At 59.5% G+C, this 18,465-nt stretch carries 13 protein-coding genes; 10 read left to right on the top strand and 3 right to left on the bottom strand.

Annotated features, from left to right (window positions below; all coding sequences use genetic code 11):
- Nucleotides 1–180: 180 nt before the first annotated feature.
- On the bottom strand, nucleotides 181–333 hold the full coding sequence (locus ACVWXZ_RS01615) for a chlorophyll a/b-binding protein (protein ID WP_011429120.1): 153 nt from the start codon (nucleotides 331–333) through the stop codon (nucleotides 181–183).
- 116 nt (nucleotides 334–449) lie between these two features.
- Nucleotides 450–1,334, bottom strand: a complete 885-nt coding sequence (locus tag ACVWXZ_RS01610; protein ID WP_457482059.1) for a penicillin-binding transpeptidase domain-containing protein — start codon at nucleotides 1,332–1,334, stop codon at nucleotides 450–452.
- 119 nt (nucleotides 1,335–1,453) lie between these two features.
- Here ACVWXZ_RS01610 and ACVWXZ_RS01605 point away from each other — a divergent pair, with 119 nt between their 5' ends.
- From ACVWXZ_RS01605 to carA, 10 genes are all read left to right on the top strand, one after another.
- On the top strand, nucleotides 1,454–1,678 hold the full coding sequence (locus ACVWXZ_RS01605) for a photosystem I reaction center subunit IV (RefSeq protein WP_011432873.1): 225 nt from the start codon (nucleotides 1,454–1,456) through the stop codon (nucleotides 1,676–1,678).
- A 46-nt stretch (nucleotides 1,679–1,724) separates the two neighbouring features.
- Nucleotides 1,725–2,564: a DNA-formamidopyrimidine glycosylase gene (locus ACVWXZ_RS01600; protein WP_414421773.1), complete on the top strand. Its 840-nt coding sequence runs from the start codon at nucleotides 1,725–1,727 to the stop codon at nucleotides 2,562–2,564.
- 86 nt (nucleotides 2,565–2,650) lie between these two features.
- Nucleotides 2,651–3,280: a pentapeptide repeat-containing protein gene (locus tag ACVWXZ_RS01595; RefSeq protein ID WP_457482058.1), complete on the top strand. Its 630-nt coding sequence runs from the start codon at nucleotides 2,651–2,653 to the stop codon at nucleotides 3,278–3,280.
- 212 nt (nucleotides 3,281–3,492) lie between these two features.
- Nucleotides 3,493–4,755 (top strand): RNA-guided endonuclease InsQ/TnpB family protein, encoded by a 1,263-nt coding sequence (locus ACVWXZ_RS01590; RefSeq protein WP_457482057.1) that lies wholly within the window; start codon nucleotides 3,493–3,495, stop codon nucleotides 4,753–4,755.
- 55 nt (nucleotides 4,756–4,810) lie between these two features.
- Complete coding sequence (locus ACVWXZ_RS01585) at nucleotides 4,811–5,407, top strand: response regulator (RefSeq protein ID WP_457482056.1); 597 nt, start codon at nucleotides 4,811–4,813, stop codon at nucleotides 5,405–5,407.
- A 141-nt stretch (nucleotides 5,408–5,548) separates the two neighbouring features.
- Entirely contained in the window at nucleotides 5,549–13,009 is a 7,461-nt protein-coding gene (gene hpsA, locus ACVWXZ_RS01580) for a hormogonium polysaccharide biosynthesis protein HpsA (RefSeq protein WP_457482055.1), read from the top strand.
- A 63-nt stretch (nucleotides 13,010–13,072) separates the two neighbouring features.
- Nucleotides 13,073–13,825 (top strand): prepilin-type N-terminal cleavage/methylation domain-containing protein, encoded by a 753-nt coding sequence (locus ACVWXZ_RS01575; protein ID WP_457440043.1) that lies wholly within the window; start codon nucleotides 13,073–13,075, stop codon nucleotides 13,823–13,825.
- Nucleotides 13,826–13,875: 50 nt separating this feature from the next.
- Nucleotides 13,876–14,988, top strand: coding sequence for a prepilin-type N-terminal cleavage/methylation domain-containing protein (locus tag ACVWXZ_RS01570; protein WP_457440041.1), 1,113 nt, complete (start codon nucleotides 13,876–13,878; stop codon nucleotides 14,986–14,988).
- Between the two features lie 52 nt (nucleotides 14,989–15,040).
- Nucleotides 15,041–15,643, top strand: coding sequence for a pilus assembly FimT family protein (locus ACVWXZ_RS01565; RefSeq protein ID WP_457482054.1), 603 nt, complete (start codon nucleotides 15,041–15,043; stop codon nucleotides 15,641–15,643).
- Nucleotides 15,644–15,739: 96 nt separating this feature from the next.
- Entirely contained in the window at nucleotides 15,740–16,918 is a 1,179-nt protein-coding gene (gene carA, locus ACVWXZ_RS01560) for a glutamine-hydrolyzing carbamoyl-phosphate synthase small subunit (RefSeq protein ID WP_457482053.1), read from the top strand.
- A gap of 2 nt (nucleotides 16,919–16,920) precedes the next feature.
- On the opposite strand, the gene ACVWXZ_RS01555 is transcribed toward carA, so the two are convergent.
- Nucleotides 16,921–18,453: a UDP-N-acetylmuramoyl-L-alanyl-D-glutamate--2,6-diaminopimelate ligase gene (locus tag ACVWXZ_RS01555; RefSeq protein ID WP_457482052.1), complete on the bottom strand. Its 1,533-nt coding sequence runs from the start codon at nucleotides 18,451–18,453 to the stop codon at nucleotides 16,921–16,923.
- Between the last annotated feature and the right edge of the window lie 12 nt (nucleotides 18,454–18,465).

The raw sequence follows: 18,465 nt of genomic DNA, 5'->3' as shown, positions 1-18,465 counted from the left end.
GTAAACTCGCCTGAAATTCCGAAACTTAGCTGTCCTCTGGGGCCGCTAGGGATTGGGATAAAGCCCGCACCCTGCGCATAGCGCGGGTGTCGGGTAGTTTACGCTTCCTGCTCAATACAATAAAGGGCCTGCAAGCCAGCAGACCCAAGGAAAAGCCAAAAGGCGGTAAGTTGAGGTCTCTTAGATCAGGCCCAGCCAGGAAGCAACGCCTTGGCCCGTCACCGCTTCGATGACAATGGCCAACACAAAGCCAATCATGGCAGCCCGACCGTTGAGGCGCTCGGCATACTCGTTAAAGCCAAACTTGGGCTCAGACAAATTGGGATTAGACATGAGAACCTCCAGGGTAAATGGGAACGACAGGGAGTGGGATCCGTAAAGAACGAAAACGAGAACGGCACTTGACCTTCAGTATAGTTTGCATTTCTTCATGATCGCAAGCAAGGTGGTCACCCGCTGCCGATGGCGGCGATGATCTGCCGCGCCAGGGGAATGGCCGCCTCATAGGCTTTGCCCTGATGCAGGTGCAGCACCAGCGTCCAGTTGGGATCCGGCAGGGGCCAAAAGGCCAGCAACCAGGCTTGAAAATCTTCTGCCCAGAGAATTGGTCGTCCTCGTCGTTGAGGATTGAGGATGGTGCCAGACTTGGCTGCCACTGGGATCCCTTCTGGGGCAATGCCGCGACAGGTGCCCGCTGTTGCCGCCAAGCTCATGCCGGCATGGAGAGCCTCCCAAATCCAAGCCGGTAAAGAGAAAGCGGGCAGAGAGACCTCGCCAGAAAGGGGTACACCTCGGCGGGCAATCACGCCCCCATAAACCAACAGCTCCCAGGGATCTACCGGCCCAGCCAGACCGGTCGCCAAGAGCGGAGCCGGAGCCGTATTCTGCACACTCCCTAGGCCGAAGCGCCGCAGCCACTCCACCAGGGTATCGGCCCCCAGCTCCCAGCCCAACTGGTAAAAATGCACGTTGCAAGAGTGGGCCAGGGCCTGGCGCAAGTTCAAAGCCCCATGGCCGCGGGGATCCCAGCAGGGTAGGCGGCCCAACCCCAGTTGCGGCGGCGGATCCCACCAACCCGGACAGTGGATCAAGCGCTCGCCGGAGCTGATCCCGGTCTGCAGAGCAGCAGCGGCAACGGCACACTTGACGGTTGAGCCAGGGCTGGCCCTGATTCTGGAAGCCTGCTCCGGCTGCCAAACCCTTGTTAAACGACCGGTGTTCAGGTTGAGGACGGCGGCAAAATCGCGCGGATGGGGCAGCCCTGCAGATTTCCCCTGCAAGCCCCAGGTCAAAGCAGAACCCAATAGCCAGGCTCCACAGGTGCGACGGTTCATCTGCTGTTGGCCCCGAAAACCCAGCCAGACAAAAGCGGATCCCTGTTACAAAAATTCGGAAATCGCAGCCTTCTCACGGACTAGGGTAATCTGAGTTCAGGTCAATGGAGATAACCCTCATGGCAATTCAGCGTGGTGCCAAAGTCCGTGTGCTGCGGAAAGAATCCTACTGGTACCGGGATGTGGGAACGGTTGCGGCGGTGGATACCAGCGGCATTCTCTACCCGGTGATCGTCCGCTTTGACAAGATCAACTACTACAACATCAACACCAACAACTTCCGCGAAGATGAACTGGAAGTGTTGGAAGCTCCCAAAGCCAAGGCCAAAGCTGCGGCCAGCTAAGCCAAAGTTCTGATGCCGGGGACTGTGTTCTTGAGCAAGTCGTTCTGTGCCTGAACTGCCGGAAGTTGAAACAGTTCGGCAAGATTTGCAACGCCTCACCTTGGGGCCGCGGATACTTGCGGTGGAGGTGCTCCTGGCCCGCACCATTGCCTACCCTGCAGGGGAGATGTTTGGGCGGAGCTTGATTGGCACCCGTTTTACCCAGTGGCAGCGGCGAGGAAAGTATCTCCTGGGATCCCTGGATTCGAGAGCTGTTCTGGGCGTGCATCTGCGCATGACCGGGCAGTTGCTCTGGGTGCAGGGATCCACCCCTTTATCAGCTCACACTCGTGTTCGTTTGGCCTTCGAGGAAGGGTGGGACTTGCGCTTTGTGGATCAGCGCACCTTTGGCCAGATGTGGCTGGTGCCTGCCGGTGTTGAGCTGGAGGCGGTGATCCCCACCCTGCAGACTTTGGGGCCGGAGCCCTTTTCGCCAGCTTTTTCTGAGGCCTATTTCCAGGCTGCCCTGCAGAAGAGCCGCCGTCTTATTAAAACCGCGCTGCTGGATCAATCGCTGGTAGCCGGGGTGGGCAACATTTACGCCGACGAAGCCCTGTTTCTGAGCGGCATTCACCCTTTGACGCCAGCAGTTCAGCTTTCGGATGTGGCCAAGGCACGCCTGCGAGAAGCTTTGATCGAGGTGTTACGGGCCGGGCTGGAGCAGCGGGGCACCACCTTGCGGGATTACCGGGATCTGCGTGGGCTCAACGGCAACTATCAAGGGCAAGCGTGGGTGTACGGTCGGGAAGGGGATCCCTGTCGCGTCTGTGGCCATCCGATTCGGCGGATCAAGCTGGCAGGGCGTTCGGCCCACTTTTGCCCCCGCTGCCAGCCGCAACAGAGCTAGTGGCGCTCCTCAAGATATGGGGGATCCCTGGAGAAATGGGCCAGAGCGGCTACCATCAGCAGTAGGAGGGGATCCCGGTGAAAACCATGGGATGGGCACGGCTCCAACCTGTAAAGCCCTTGATGAGGGGAAGTCGCCTCTGGTCGGGAGCGCTGTTGGCGCTGGGGATCCCGACGGCTGCGGCCTTTGCCCAACTGGAGTTGGATGCCCAACTGGGCCGCTCCCAAATTGTTTTTCCCAGCAAAGATTGCCCCGCCTGCAACCTAACGGGGGCAGAACTGCCGGGAGCTGACCTCAGGGGGGCCAACCTAAAAGAAGCGATCCTCAGACAGGCCAATCTCCAAGCTGCCGACCTCTCCCAAGCAATCCTCAATCTGGCCGATTTGAGAGGGGCCAATCTGAGTGGCTCAGCTCAGGCAGGGGCTTTCTTGTGGGAAGCCGATCTGGCGCAGGCCAACCTGCAGCAGACAGATCTGACGGGTGCCAATCTGCAGGTGGCCAACTTAAGCGGGGCCGACTTGCGTCGAGCCATCCTCACCGGCGCCGACCTCACAGGGGCCAAGTTACACAATGCCGATCTGCGGGGGGCCGACCTGCGAGGCGCTTTTCTGGAGGGGGCGGATCTGACCGGCGCCCTGTACAATGCCCAAACCCGGCTGGATCCCACCTTCAACCCTAGTGCTTGGGGCATGGTTTTCGTGAAAGAAGGATCTTGACCAAGAGTTACCGCTTGCTCCGCCATTTGATTTGGGATCCCCCCTTGGGCAGATTAACAAAGGAGGGGCGCGGGGAGCTATAAGTCCCGCGCTGTATGCAAAGCATCAGCGTCGGGATACATGGACTCCCCGCACTTGTCGATTCTCTCGATGGGATAAGACAAGTATTTACCAGCAGCTATAGCTTGTGGTAAACTGCCACTATGCTGACCATGAACTACACTTACCGGATCTATCCAGATGCCGCGCAGCAGGCCAAGCTGCGGTCGTGGCTTGAGACGTGCAGAGGCGTGTACAACTACGCTTTGCGCGAACTCAAAGACTGGATTGCTTCCCGTAAGTGTCCCATAGACAGATGCTCACTGGAGAAGGAGTACATCATTCCTGCCGATGAGCCATTTCCGTCTTATCATCGTCAGCAAAATAACCTACCCAAAGCAAAGAAGCAATTCCCGCATTTGGCCAAGGTGCATTCTCAGGTCTTGCAGGCTACGATTCGCAGGCTGCATGATACTTGGGAGGCATTCCAGAAGCGGGGATATGGGTTTCCCCGTTTCAAGAAACAAGGCCAATTTAAGTCTTTTGTGTTTCCCCAGTTCAAGGACAATCCCATCTCCGGCAGCAGTATCAAGCTACCAAAGATAGGAAAAGTGCCTATCAACTTGCATCGTCCTATCCCAGATGGGTTCAAGGTCAAGCAGGTGAGGGTACTGTCCAAGGTAAGAGGGACGCAATGGTATGTCGTCGTTACCATCGAATCGGACATATCGGTTCCCGATGCTCCGGTTCACGGTCGTGCGATTGGGATTGATCTGGGATTGGAACGGTTTTTGACGGTTTCAGATGGTAGCTTCCAGGAGCGACCCAAGTTTTTTAGGTCGATGCAACGCAAGCTGAAATTGCTGCAACGCAGAGCGGCACGAAAACAGAAGGGGTCACGAAACTGGGAGAAGGCACAAATCAAAGTTGCCAGAATGCACCATCGGATTGCGAACCGTCGTAAAGATTTCCACCTGAAGACGGCTCATAAGCTTTGTGACCAAGCGCAAACCATCTTTGCAGAAGACCTCAATGTCACAGGCTTGACACGGGGAATGCTGCGAAAAGGTTGTGTTGATGCCGCCTTTGGACAATTTCTGTCTCTGTTGGAATGGGTGTGCTGGAAACGTGGAGTGTACTTCGCTAAAGTCAACTCCAACGGGACTAGCCAAACCTGTCCCAAATGTTTTGCTACTGTCAGCAAAACGTTGACAGCAAGGGAGCATCATTGTCCTGAGTGTGGGTATCGAACTCATCGTGACCATGCAGCAGCAGAAATGGTTTTGCATCGTGGACTAGAGAATTTAGTAGCCCAGGGACTCTGGGGAACGGAAACAGCCTGCCAAGTCGTTCTGTCGGGGGTCTATGACCTAGATAAGTGGCGTGGGGCAGGAATGCCTAACCGTGAGGTTAGGAAGCCCGCGCTGTACCCGTAGGGTCAGCGTCGGGAGGATGTCACAACCAGCACCCCCTCGGCTGGGATCCCCTGCCATGAGTTCTCCTGTCCGCATTCTCATTGCCGACGATCATCCCCTCTTTCGGTTGGGGCTAAAGTTTGCCCTGCAGGCGCAAGGATTTGAGGTGGTGGCGGAGGCGGAGACGGGATCCCAGGCCGTTCAGTACTGCCGCAGTTGCCCCATCGACGTAGCCATTTTGGATGTGCGCATGCCGGATGGGGATGGGATCGCCGCCTGCCAGCAAATCACCGAGCTGGGCCTGCCGGTGGTGGTGGTGATGATGACCACCTTTCAGGAGCCGGGTCTGATTGAGGCAGCCCGCCGCGCCGGGGCCAAAGGCTACCTTTCCAAAGAAACCGACCCGGCGGAATTGGCCCGCGTCATCCGTCAGATTTTGTCCAACCCCGAACGAGACTGGCTGCCTGCCCGACAGGAGCTGCCCAAGCTCACCCCCCGCGAGCTGTGTGTGCTGCAACTGATGAAAGAGGGCTTGGCCAACAAACAGATTGCCCGCCGTCTGGGCCTCAGCATCGAAACTGTCAAAGAATACGCCAGCACCGCCTACCGCAAGCTGGATGCTAGCGACCGTGTCACCGCCCTGCTCAAGGCGCAGCAACTGGGGATCTTGTGAATTGGAGAAAGGGCTTGGGGATTCCCCCCAGAGGTGGGGATTTGCGGCGGCCATGATCACCGCCATACTGTTGCTAGCTTGGCATCTTGACAAGGGATCCCTGGGGTGCCGCCTTCCCCTTCACGTTGTCCGAGATACGGTATGTCTGCTCCTTCCACGCTGCTGCTCAAGCTCACCCTGCGCTTGCTCGCCTCTTTGAAAGCACGGGTGGATCGGCGCAAGATTCGAGAGCGGGGCTTCGTCCTGCCGGTTGCCATTTTGATCGTGCTGGTCTTGAGCTTGGTTACGGTAGGCCTGCTGACCCGCTCTACCCAGCGCACCATCCAAACCCAGGTGGAACGGGCGGAGCTGACCATCAGCCGGCAACTGAATGCTGCCATCGACCGGGCCAGGGCCAAGATCGACAACCTGATTCGGGATCGCCGCCTGCCCAACAGTGCCCCCACCGATGCCCAATTTACCTCTGCCCTGACCAACGATGGCACGGCGGTGCCTGCAGAGCCCTCGGATCCCTACACCCTTCCCGATGAGCGGCGCTTTTTGCTGAACTACAGCGCCCTTGTTCCGGATCCCCAGAATCGGAGCCAGGGAATTGAAGTGCAGCGGCAAGCCCCAGTCTGGTGGTTCTTGGTGGATACCGACAACAACGGGATCGACGACTCCGTTACCGCCTACACCATTCTGTACAACCGCCGAGCGCCGGTTACGGGGCAAAGGAACCTCCAGGACTTTGAGGAAAACATTTCCGATACTGAGCGGGCGCGGCGACTGGTGATCCGCGGTGGGCCACTGCAGGGTTCGGCCTTGGCGGGGTGTACCGATTCTCCGGCTGAACAGACGGTCAACCCCAACGTGGGGGACTGGTTCCAGGTGGGCTCATCTTTGCAAAAGCCCTTTCAGGTCTATGCAGTTACTCTTCCCATTGAGGGGGCCGACTCCACCACCCGCGCCGTTTCGGCTCTGCAGTTTCAGCAAGATCGGCGGCGGGATCTGCTGAACAAGTGGGGAATTTTCAACCGCGGCGACGTGGAGTTTTTCTTTACTCCTGGCTACAACTGGAACGGTGCTATCTACGCAGGCGGTAGCCTTTTCTTCCGGTACACTGCCAACAACTTGTTCCGGGCTTTCACCATCAGCTCGGAGCAGTCTTGCTTCTACATGCCGCCGGAAAACTCGGAAATTACAGCCTATGGAGAGCTGGTGGCAGGGGCCATTGGCTACGCCGGACAGGAGGCGAGCGACACCCTAATTTTTGATGCCCACCCTAGGGAGGCGAATGTACCGCCAAGTGTGCCGCTTCCCCGCCTGAATAACCTCAATTTCGATTCAGTTCAGAACTCGGCAGCCCCCGAAATGGTAGCTCTGGATCCGCTGGAGCTCCAGCTTTTTGGCCGCATTCGCACCCGCGGAACCTACGCCCAAGATGCAACAGGATGGGCAAATTCTCCTCTCAGAAGGAGGGAGAACCCTGACGCCCAAGAGAGGGAGAACCCTGGCCGGATTAAAGCTGGCGGCTTTCGGTCCGACCAGACCTGCCCCCCCTACGTGGACGATGTTTACCGGGCCGACAACCGCTTTGGCCCCAAGGCCAGCTATGACCGTCCACCGGTCGAACCTGACCTGCAGAGGGGCTGCGATGTGGACACCTTTGCTCAGAGGTTTGGTGTCAGTGCCGGTAGCCCGATTCCTGCTAATGCCAGGAACAACCAGAATGAGTCTTTGACCGAGGACAACCCACCCCCAGGCGCCCTTTCCGAGGTGGGCTTGGATGGCTATTGGGAGCGGCGGGCCCGTGTGGAAGGTCTGCGGGTGATCGTGGGCCAGCGGCTGGAACTAACCCGCACCGATTCTTTGCCTTTGCCTCTGGTGCCCACCGGGAATGCGGATGATCCCACCAAGCTGCAGGCCATTTTCATCAGCAACGAGGCGCGGCAACGCCTGACGCTGCGGGATAACCCGGCGGCAGTGCAGGCTACAGCCGTTTACCACTACAGCCACAGAGATGGCCGCTTTCCGATAGCCTGCCTGGCTACGGTGGCCCACCCAGGCTCTCCCTGGAGCTTGCAGCGGGCTTCCACCTTCCCTACCGGCGACCAGCGCACTCAACTGGGCATCAACTTCTTTACTGGAGAGGGCACCAACGTTTGGGAGTATGACCCCGAGCCGATGCGGGAGCAACTGCGGCCTGGCACTCCTTTGTGGACAGCGCTCACCAACCTGGCCAATTTTGCCGGCGATCCTGACGGGGCCTATCCACCCAGGCAAGAAGCGGGCCGCATTCACCCGGATCCGTTTATTACGGCTTTTGGCAACTTCTCCGAGCTGCGGCGGGTTATTGATATCGTCAACCGAGGCACCTCTGTTGACCAATTGAGCCTAGCCGACCAAACCACCCTGCAAACGGCAGGCTGCATGTTGGGCATGCTGGCCGACAACATCCTGCGCATTGAGGCGGCTGCCACTGCCAGCAATCCCATAGCCGAAATCCTCCGGGATGACATCCAAGCCAGCCGAGCTGGGAACCGAGAGGCAGCCAACCGGTTTTATCTGCCGCTGCGCTACATTTTCCCTCTGCAGACCTTCCACCACAGTGTGCCTCCCAACCCCGACGATGACCTTGAAAATGAGCGGAGGCAGGCCTACCCCTTCCTACAGGGGCCAGTAACCTATCAAGCCGTGGTGGATCTGGAATCCATGAGGCTGAGGCCCCGGGCCACCATTGACCAGTGGACTTTGCCCCGTGCCACTGCCAACTGCCCCAATAACACTGCTGGCCCCAACAGCAACCAGTTTGAGCTGATTCGGGTTGGTAATGGTAACCAGTGTCATCGCGTGCCCTTTAAAGATTCCGTCTTCTACGATGGCCGCGAGGCGATGGCGGTGCGGGCCCTCAACATCGACCTGGCCCTGCTGACCAACAACGTCAACGGACAGGCCAGGGGGTTGATTAACGGGGACACTTGGCTGCCTGCCGGCATTGGCGAGAACCGAGAAGGAGGGATTTTCTACGCCTTCCGGGAAGATGCCGTGCGGGAAGATGCCATTGCCCGCCCACCCTTGGGCGCTTTTGCTGGCTACCTGACCAACTGGCGCAACGCAAACGCCCGCGGCACTTTGGGCAGCGCTGGCGTTATGAACGCCGGTCAGCCGAATCGAGGCACGGCCAATGGCCAAACGGTCTGGGATCCCCCTGTTTCCAATCCGGGTGGACTCAGCCCCAAACCGGTGGACTACTATGCCGATCCGGATCGGCGGCCCTACGGCTTCCGGCTGCGCAACGGGGCGGTGCTGGCCCGCGGCGGGTTCAACCCTGATGACGCGATTTTTGGCCTCTCCTTCGTTTCCGACAACCCCGTTTACATCCAAGGGGACTTTAACCTGCACCGGACGAGGAACGGGCAGCGGCTGGAGGAGTTCACAACTCTCCTCAATTTCGGAGCAGACGGCCTCTACAGCAACTTCTACGGGCGGCTGCGGGCCAATGAAGATCGGCGCTTTGCCCGGGCGGCGGAGGATCTCTGGCGGCCTAGCGACGTGTTGGGCGACTCGGTGAACATCCTCTCTGCCGATTTCTGCGATGGCAGCATCGACGACGGCTTTGTGCAGGATGCTACGCTCAACGGCGGTGGCACTAGTTTTGTAGCCGATCGTAACTACCAGGGTAGCCCAGCGCGGGCCTCTGCTCCTCGCCGCAACGACCACTACGGCTGCAGCGGAAGTAACTTAGGAGCCAACACCTCCTTCCTCAACCAAGCGCTGGTGATCCGGGGCAACAACTGGCCGGCTCCGAATCCCAACAGAGATGGTGCTGGGGTTCTGCGCTTCGACAACACCAACGGGGCGCAGAATTTGGGCAACCACGTGCGGCGGCCAGGCTGGCCGGAGGTCTTCGCCCGCGACACCATCTTTGCCCGTCGCGACAGTGCCGACCCGAGCTCAAATAACGCTGACAGGACAGCAGGGCTTGGCGTGCCAGAAGTGCGGCTCTTGCGCGCACCCGATGCGGGCTATGCCAACTTTGGCACCCGCATTTCGGCTTTGGGCAACCCGGTGCTGGATACCTCCCGCTGGCTGCTGATAGCTTCCCTCCAGCCTTGCCGACCGCCTGAAATAGAAGGAGGCGGTGGCCTGTTGGCCGAGTACTACAACGGCTGGATAACCAGCCCGCAGAACCAGTACAACTACAACCGCGACACAGGGTTTGGGGACACCGGAGCCATAGGCCCCCTGCCTCCGGCCAACCTGCCCTACCTGCGGGCAGTGCGCTGGCCGGATCCAACCTACCCTGTTCAAGATTGGCAGATTGGCTCCTTCATGAGGGAGGAGGCTCAGGAAGGGCCAACCTGCAACACCTCAGGCGGCTGGGGCAGCTCAGCCGGCTCGCGATGGGCCTGTATTCGCGATGCTTTAAAAACCGATGGTTCCGGTATTTCCGGCTGGGATCCCCCTAGAAATCCACCTGGAAAAGGCTTTGCCTTCTGGGAAGACGGTGGCCATCCCGATCTCCCGCCTTGGGGTGGGTTCTACTACCTGTTTGCCGACCAGAACTACCTGAACACCAACTCCCCCTTCCTCTGGCCCTTTGGCTGGGACGGCTGGCCTTTGTGGAATACTCAACCCAACTTTCCCAAGGCTGACTTTTTGTGGATGCCAAGATGCAGTGAGCCGGATATGAATCCGCCTCAACTTCCCGCTGATGCTCCAGACATAGACAGGGGCAACATAGGCTTCTGGCGCTCCTGCTGGCGGCGCAGAGACGGATCATGGGGAAGTGGCAACAACCTCGGCAACGACTTTTTTGTGGTGCGCTGGGTAGGGGAGCTGTATCCCCGTTGGCCAGGTGTTGCCACCTACAACCTCAACACCGACGATGGGGGCCGACTCATCATCCGCAGGAACCCCAACTACACTCCTAACCCAGATGAGGAAGAGCCAGCTTTTAGAGGCTTCTATCGCAATGCGGGCACTCGTCTAGAAGAGCTGTCGGAGGATGAGGCTGTTGGTGTCGAAGCCTGGTGGGATGGCGGCAATAACCACGTGAGCTTCCGGCTGGAGCTGCAGTGCGTTACCGACTACACTCGGCCTTCTCCCTACCTGGTGGAGATCCAAACCTACGAGAACATGGGCAATGCCTTCGTCCGCTTTACAACCCAGGGAGATGGGCAGCCGCTGGAAAACTATGACCTGCGCTACCTGAAGCCGCTGAAGCCGGTCAACCAACCTTGCCAGCCGGATCAGACTAAACCTCTGGCACCCAACCAGCAGTACTGCGCAGAACCCCTCAATTGCGATCCCATCTGGACAGACTGGACTCCTGCATGTAAAACCAACATCTGTCAGCAAACCACTATTAAACAAACCAGAACTGCCACCTTGCCTGCCGGTTGCCCTGGCACTCCGCCGTCGGAAACTCGGACGATCACCTGCTACCCTCAGTACAACTACGGGAAATGGTCGGACTGGACGCCTCAGTGTACCCAGCAGCAGCAGTGCAACAAAACCACCATTACCCAAACCCGCAGCCGCACGGTAACGCCGCTCTGTACCAGCCAAAGCCCCTTCACCGAAAAAGAAACCCGAGCCTTTACCTGCAGGCCTCCAGATGCTAGGTGCGGTGCTTGGTCTGAATGGACTCCTAAGTGTACGGTGGCCAACGGCGGCACCAAAGTCACCCAAACTCGCAGCCGCACCTGCACAGTGGAAGCTTGCAGAACCAGCTACACCGAGACGCAATCCGAGACGGTTACTTGCCCGCAGACCTGCAACTACAACTGGGGCCCTTGGTCACCGGCCAGTTGCGATGAGGTCATCAACCAGATCGCCTGCGGCACAACCAAAACCTTTACCCAAACCCGGACGGGCACCCTCATCGCCAGCACCAGCAGCCCCACCTGCTCGCCCACCACAACGGGGACACAAAATTTGACCTGTCAAGGTCGGCCTTGCGGGCCCAGCACCTTTGCCCCAGAAACTCCTTCCAAGAGCCCCTTGGGCGAGTGGATGGCGGCCAAGCCCAACACGGTGGATCTGCGCCCCGTCTGGGAAATCCAAGCGGATCCGGAGCCGGAGACCATCAGCGTGAATACGGTGGCCGCGGCTCCTGCCGAGGGCGTAACCATTGCTCTGCAGCCGCAGCTTTCGCCGGTGCTGGAGGTGAAAGCCGGGGTGCCCAAGCCGCCCAAGTGGCCCAACCCTGCCGAGGCTCTGCAGGCGGCCTTCAATTGGATGTTTGGCGAACCGGCCTATGCTGCCCGCGAGGGCTTGGTGAGAGGTGGCGTTCTCTCCGAGATCGTTTCTCAACCCAACCGCGAGCCCGGCATCCGCCCGGCTATCAAGGGAGAGGCTCTAGAAGGCTCGTTTACGAAGGGGAGCGAAGACTGGGCCAGAAGGCTGAGGCGCGAATTACTCAAGAAAGATCTGACGGTGGGCTGCCCCTCGGAGGAGGAAGGCCCAGATTCCAAAGGCGGCTTCTGGGTGCCCGGAGTGTTTCGCCCCAACTTCAACGACCGCTTCAAGTACACCGCCTACACCGGTGACAGCCGCCCCAGCACGTTGCGCTTTGAGGACAAAAACGACAACGGTCAACCGGATCCGGGTGAGATTCGAGATCGGGATCCGCTGTTTGCGGAGAAGAATCCTGCCAATCCCAATAACAATCCCAATAAACTGCTGGTTCAGCCCCAGATGGCGTTGAACCCCTATGCTTGGGTAAACGAAGGTGACACTCAGAACTACTCCCCAAGCTCCAACTATCGTGGCGGTTACTACATTGACACCAAGGGGAGCGAAGATATCCGCAATGGCCTGTGCTTCTACGTCAGGGTGGGCTCGGACTCGGGCACCAAGAGGGTTCAAATCCAGATTGATCGCAACGGTTCCACAATGACCGACAGCGACTTCACCAACGACACCGCCGCTTTTGCTTGGGTGGATGTGGAGCCGTTCACCCTGGACCTGAACAAGGCTCCCACTGGCTTTGCCGGCGAAAACCCGGTGCTGGGGGTAATCCTGGATGAGGTGACCCGTCGGCCCATTCCCATTCCCCGCTTCCAAGAGCTGGCTTCAACCGATGTGAACCAGCGCCGCCGCAACGACGATGGCAGCCAAAACCGGCAGCTGCAGCCGGCCAGGGAAACGCGGGTGAATGCCACTGCCATCAGCGGCACCCTGCCCTCGCGGCTAGACCAAACTGCCGGCGGCATGCACAACTTCCTGCGTCTCAACGAGCTGTGGAGAAATACCAACCTCTTCTTCAGCGGCTCGATGATCCAGCTCAACTACAGCACCTATGCCACCGGCCCCTTCCTGCAGCAGAGCTTTGAGCCGCCCAACTTGGTTACGGGCTCGGCCCTCACGCGGGGCTACGACTACTACTACCCACCCAACCGCCGCTTCGGCTACGATGTGGGCTTGCAAATTGCCCGTCGTCCCAGCGCGGTGTCGGCTCGCTTCCAATTCCCCTCCAATGCCCGCACTGAGTTCTTGCGGGAGTTGGATCCTCAGGATCCGTATGTGCGGCGGCTGCGCTGCGGGCTGCAAGCTCAGCCAGATGTGCCCCTGCAGGCGGCTGCTCGGATTGGAGGCTGCAACGAATTCAACTGATATTGACTTCCCATGCCAGGGGTAGATTCAAGGTAGGAGCAGAGTGGGCTAAGGGAGGGATCCATGAACAAGTGGCGGCTTTGGCGGCAACAAGAAACAGGGGGCTTTACCCTCATTGAGGTCTTGGCGTCGGTGGTCATTGTGGCTTTGGCTATGGCCGCTCTTGCTCCTGCTCTCACCCTGATCGCCTATCGACGGGCCATGACGGAGCGGATAGAAGTGGCCAATCAACTGGCCCGGGCTGAAGTGGATCGCATCCGCACCCTGGTTGACCTGGAGCTGGCCGCTAACCGAAGCGCCTTCCAGGACCCAGCTCAGTTGGCTCGTCTGCCCAGGATTGGAGCAAGCCCCTTGCGCAATACACCGCCCCCTGCCGATATGGACAACCCCGGCCCCAACTACTCCATTCGCCTGGCCGAAGTGCGGTTGCCGGGGCGAAACCCCGAGGTCTATGTCATCCAAACCTTTCGGGATAGGGGCGGGGAATGCATTGACCGACGCAACAACACCGTCATCTCAGGGGTTCCCTGCTCCTTCTTTTTGGGGGTGAGGGTGTACCACCGCTTTTCCTTCAACCCAACCACTCGACAGGCTCTTCCTGGGCTGCGCACTGAGACGGTCTCCGCCAATCAGAACTTGGCCAATGCCGATGTGTGGCTATTTCCCATGGCCAGCTCGATTGTAGAAGTCAACCTGGCCGCCAATTTGGGGGATGTTTGCCGGGCCATTTTGGCCGATGTTCAAGCTAGGGGTGGGATCCCGACCAACAACTGCAATGCCTTCCCGCTGCCCAGCCCAAGCCCTACCTCGCTTTGAAGCGACGGGTAAGCTCCTCCTGCAGGCTCACAAAAAGGTGGTGTTTTCCTATGTTCAAGGTTTTTCGCCACAGGGTTTACCAGAGTGCGGGGTTTACCCTCACCGAGCTTTTGGTGTCGCTGGTGGTAGCCTCGATCTTTCTGCTGGCCACCGGCATGATCGTCATTGAAACCATGCGGGTGGATCGGGAAGAGACAGGGCGCACTCAGGTGCAGGCAGAGCTGACCCAGGCCATGCAGTATATCCAGCAGGATCTGGCGGAGGCGCTTTACATCTACAACGATGCGGAACAGCCCAACGGAGACGGAACGCCAGATCTCATCCAAAGGCTTTACACCCCCGGCTGGATTCGCCGCCCCGATGGAGCCATTCCAGTGGTCGCCTTTTGGAAGCTGAATCCGATCCCACGCGATTGCTATCAAGGCCCTCCGACCTTGCAACAAATTCGAGAAGGCCGAGTAACTTTGAAGGAGAGACCTACGGGTATTTCCGAAGCTGACTGGGACAACATCCGCAACCGCCGCAACATCTATAGCTTGGTTGTGTACTACTTGCAACGTAACTACAACAACGCCGGTAACCCAGACGGCAACACCCCTTGGGAGGGCAACGCGCGCATTGCTAGGTTTGAGTTGCAACCTTTTAATGATACATGCATTGAGCGCAGCCCATTCTTCAGGGTTGATCCCGATCCATATCGGCAAGGCTTCCTTGACTGGCCCGCTGAGAAGGATCTTCAAGATCTCGAGCGGAGGGGGACACCCCAGGAACCCATTGCCGCGGCAGGCAATCGAGGCCCTCGTCTTGTAACTCTGGTCTCCAACATCTTCAGCAGCCGACAGGGAAGTCCGCAGGTTGCGCCGAATTGCCCACAGGGCTATGCCTTTGGAGGGGGTAGGCCCAATGGAGTCACTTTCTCAGGCCTAGAGGTCAATCAAAACGACGTGGGCTTCCATGTTTGCGTCCGGCGCAGCGCCGCCGCCAGCCTTCCCCAAGATGTGATTGTTACCATCACGGCAACTGCCATGGAGCGATCCAATCCCGGCCTGTTCCGGCGCTACATCCAAGATGCCACCAGCGTTGATGCGGAGCAGGTGTCGCGGTATCTGACGACAATGCAAACTCAGGTGTTGGCCCGTGGTGTGTTTAATCGTCAAGCCTAGTCAAGCCTATGTGACTTGCCCCGAGGGAGGATTCCTACCTATGTTGGCCTCGATGAGCAGATTCAGACGGACTGCACCTGCCCAGACGAAGGGCTTTACCCTAGTAGAAGTCTTGGCAGTCATCGTCATCATCGGCATCATGGCTGTGCTGGCGGTTCCTTCTGGGATCAACATCTGGGCGCGGATCCAGCTAGACGATGCGCAAAACAAGGTGGAGCGGGCCTTACGCACTGCTCGCACCAATGCCAGGGCTTCTCTCTTGGGCCGAGCTTGGGTGGTTGGGGTGGACAATTCGGAGCCGAATGTACCGACTCTGGTTATTCAAGATGAGCAGGGCCTTTGCGATGAACCCACCCCCTGTCAGCGGGTGCGCCTGAATAATTTTGTAACCGTCAACAGTATCTTCCCTGATGAAGTGACATCCACTTTAATTGCCATACCAGAGCGGTCAGTGGAGGTTATAGAGAACGCCCCCACCTTCGCCAACGGAAGGGCGGTTTTTGAATCCGATGGCCGAGCCCGTCAACTGGGTCGCTTTGTAGTCAGCAGCACCTACTCTCAGGGAGAAAACCGCTGCGTGGTGGTAAGCACCTTAATCGGTACCATTCGCAAGGACAACAACCCTGAGTGTGGCAGCGTGGTAGAGGGAGAATAGTTGGGGTAGGATGGTCGGACTGCCGCCCTCACCCCCGGCCCCTCTCCCAAAGGGAGAGGAGGGTTTGGGGGGCTGGTAATGCTGTAGGTTCCTTCTATGCTCACGGCTTCCCCACCGCTTGTTTTTCCCTGGCAAACTCGTCAGCCGGCTCTCTTGGTGCTGGCGGATGGCACTGCTTTCTCCGGCTGGTCTTTTGGGGCGCCGGGCACGGCGGTGGGCGAGGTGGTGTTCAACACAGGCATGACCGGCTACCAGGAGGTGATCACCGACCCTAGCTACCGGGGGCAGATCATTACTTTCACCTGCCCTGAGCTGGGAAACACCGGAGTGAATGAGCTGGACGAAGAATCGGCTCGGCCTCAGGTTGCGGGGATCATCGCCCGCAATGTGTCTCGCCTGGCCAGCTCCTGGCGGGCTACATCCACCCTCCCCGAATACCTGCAACGATATGGGATCCCGGCCATTGCTGGGGTAGATACGCGGGCTTTGGCGCGGCGGCTGCGCTCTCAGGGGGTGATGAACGGGGCCCTTTCCACGGAGACTTTGGATCCCCAGGTTTTGTTGGAGCGGGTGCGCCAAGCTCCTTCCATGCAGGGGTTGAGCTTGGTGGCAGAGGTTACCACTCCTCAACCCTACGAGTGGCTGGAACCTACCCCCGCCGACTGGGACTATGGCCGCAGCCAAGGGATCCCGATCCCGGAGCCGCCCCTGCGGGTGGTGGCCCTGGATTTCGGCGTTAAGCGCAACATTCTGCGCCGCCTTACCCGCTATGGCTGTCGGGTGATGGTGTTGCCGGCCAATGCCAGCCCGGAGCAGATTTTGAGTTACAACCCCGATGGGATCTTCCTCTCCAATGGGCCAGGGGATCCGGCGGCAGAGACCACGGCCATCCGCACCACGCAAGCGCTGCTGCAAACCGGGAAGCCCCTATTTGGGATCTGCCTGGGCCATCAGATTCTCAGTTTGGCCCTAGGGGGATCCACCTACAAGCTCAAGTTTGGCCACCGCGGCCTCAACCACCCTTGCGGGTTGGAGAAGCAAGTGGAGATCACCAGCCAGAACCACGGATTTGCGGTGGATGCCGCTTCGATCCCCGCCGATGGGGTGGTAATCACCTACCTCAACTTGAATGACCGTACCGTGGCCGGGATCCGCCACCGTCACCTGCCCCTGTTTTCTGTGCAGTATCACCCGGAGGCCAGCCCCGGCCCCCACGACGCCGATCACCTCTTCCGCGAGTTCGTGGAGCTGATGCTGCAGCACCGCTCCCGTTAGCCTCACCCCCGGCTTTTTTCCCTCAGGGCCAGGGCGGCGCGGGCTTCTTCCCGGTCGTCGAAGTGAACCTTCTCGGTGCCCAGGATTTGGTAGTCCTCATGGCCTTTGCCGGCAATGACCACCGTATCCCCTGGCTGGGCTGCGAGGATGGCCAGGCGAATGGCCTGCCGCCGATCCACCTCCACCGCCCTGGGGGATCCAGGGATCCCGGCCAAAATATCCCGTAGGATCTGCTGGGGATCTTCGGTGCGGGGGTTGTCGGAGGTAACGATCACCTGATCGGCCCAGGTGGCGGCAATGCGGCCCATCTGCGGTCGTTTGCCCCGATCCCGATCCCCGCCACAGCCAAAGACGCAGATAAGTTGCCCTTGCACCTGGGATCGCAGGGCCTTGAGCAAGTTTTCCAGGCCGTCGGGGGTGTGGGCGTAGTCCACAACTACCGCGATATCCTGCCCCGGCAGGGTCACCCGCTCCATCCGCCCCGGTACGCCCGGAAAGTGGGGCAGGGCCGACTGGATGATCTCGACAGGGATCCCCAAGTGCAGGGCTACCCCCACCGCCGCCAGCAGGTTGGCCAGGTTGAAGGATCCCACCAGGGGGGCCTCCACGGCAAACGTGCCCGCAGGGGTGTGCAGGGTCGCGCTCAGGCCGGTGGGGCGCAGTTGAACTTGGCCGGGCCAGAGGCTGGGGATCCCCTGCAGGGGCTGCAGCGAGTAGGCCCAGGGCTGCAGATCGGGCCGAATGGCTTGCAAGAGCCGCCGTCCCCCAGCATCGTCGGCGTTGATCACCGCCCGCCCTTGGAGATACTCCTGTCGGAAGAGGGTGGCTTTGGCCTGCCAGTAGTTCTCCATGCTGCCGTGGAAATCCAGGTGATCCTGGGTAAGGTTGGTCCAGACGGCAGCGGCAAAGGAACACCCCCACACTCGATCTTGAGCCAATGCGTGAGAGCTCACTTCCATCACGGCCACCTCTGCCCCGACTTGGTGGGCCTGCCGCAGGCTGCGCTGCAGCTCTAGGGGAAAAAGGGTGGTGTGGGAGGCCACCTCCCTATAGCCAGGCCAGCGGTTGTACAGAGTGCCCAGCAAAGCCGCGGAGCGGCCGGCAGCTTGCACCAAATGTTCGATTAAGTGGGTGGTGGTGGTTTTGCCATTGGTGCCCGTCACCCCCACCAAGGTCAGTTGGCGGGCGGGAAACCCATAGAAAGCTGCCGCCACCTGGGCCACGGCCCTGTTCAGGCTGGCGCGAGGCAAAACCAGGACGGGCTGACTTCCCCATCCAGCCTCTCCGCTGACGCTCTCCCACGCCTCTTGGGAAATGAGGGCCGCCACTGCCCCTGCCGCCAGGGCTTGGGCCACGAAGCAACCCCCATCCACGCGGGATCCCGGCATCCCCAAGAAGAGATCCCCGGCCTGCACCTGGCGAGAGTCGGCACAGAGGCCCCAGACCTGCACCCCCTCCAGGGATCCCTGGGCCAATCGGGGCTGGATCCCGGCTTGGTGGAGCAATTTGGACAAAGTGATCCCAGCAGTTTCCATCGTTGCCACTCC

Source organism: Thermostichus sp. MS-CIW-38 (assembly GCF_054058415.1).
The sequence above is the reverse complement of the archived record's forward strand: the minus strand, read 5'-3'. Positions and strand labels throughout refer to the sequence as shown.

What these genes read in the sequence shown, in the direction of transcription:
- ACVWXZ_RS01565 (WP_457482054.1), top strand. Translation starts at nt 15,041, where the DNA reads ATGAGCAGATTCAGACGGACTGCACCTGCCCAGACGAAGGGCTTTACC.
- ACVWXZ_RS01615 (WP_011429120.1), bottom strand. Translation starts at nt 333, where the DNA reads ATGTCTAATCCCAATTTGTCTGAGCCCAAGTTTGGCTTTAACGAGTAT.
- ACVWXZ_RS01575 (WP_457440043.1), top strand. Translation starts at nt 13,073, where the DNA reads ATGAACAAGTGGCGGCTTTGGCGGCAACAAGAAACAGGGGGCTTTACC.
- ACVWXZ_RS01595 (WP_457482058.1), top strand. Translation starts at nt 2,651, where the DNA reads ATGGGATGGGCACGGCTCCAACCTGTAAAGCCCTTGATGAGGGGAAGT.
- ACVWXZ_RS01610 (WP_457482059.1), bottom strand. Translation starts at nt 1,334, where the DNA reads ATGAACCGTCGCACCTGTGGAGCCTGGCTATTGGGTTCTGCTTTGACC.
- ACVWXZ_RS01555 (WP_457482052.1), bottom strand. Translation starts at nt 18,453, where the DNA reads ATGGAAACTGCTGGGATCACTTTGTCCAAATTGCTCCACCAAGCCGGG.
- ACVWXZ_RS01590 (WP_457482057.1), top strand. Translation starts at nt 3,493, where the DNA reads ATGAACTACACTTACCGGATCTATCCAGATGCCGCGCAGCAGGCCAAG.
- hpsA (WP_457482055.1), top strand. Translation starts at nt 5,549, where the DNA reads ATGTCTGCTCCTTCCACGCTGCTGCTCAAGCTCACCCTGCGCTTGCTC.
- ACVWXZ_RS01585 (WP_457482056.1), top strand. Translation starts at nt 4,811, where the DNA reads ATGAGTTCTCCTGTCCGCATTCTCATTGCCGACGATCATCCCCTCTTT.
- ACVWXZ_RS01570 (WP_457440041.1), top strand. Translation starts at nt 13,876, where the DNA reads ATGTTCAAGGTTTTTCGCCACAGGGTTTACCAGAGTGCGGGGTTTACC.
- ACVWXZ_RS01605 (WP_011432873.1), top strand. Translation starts at nt 1,454, where the DNA reads ATGGCAATTCAGCGTGGTGCCAAAGTCCGTGTGCTGCGGAAAGAATCC.
- carA (WP_457482053.1), top strand. Translation starts at nt 15,740, where the DNA reads ATGCTCACGGCTTCCCCACCGCTTGTTTTTCCCTGGCAAACTCGTCAG.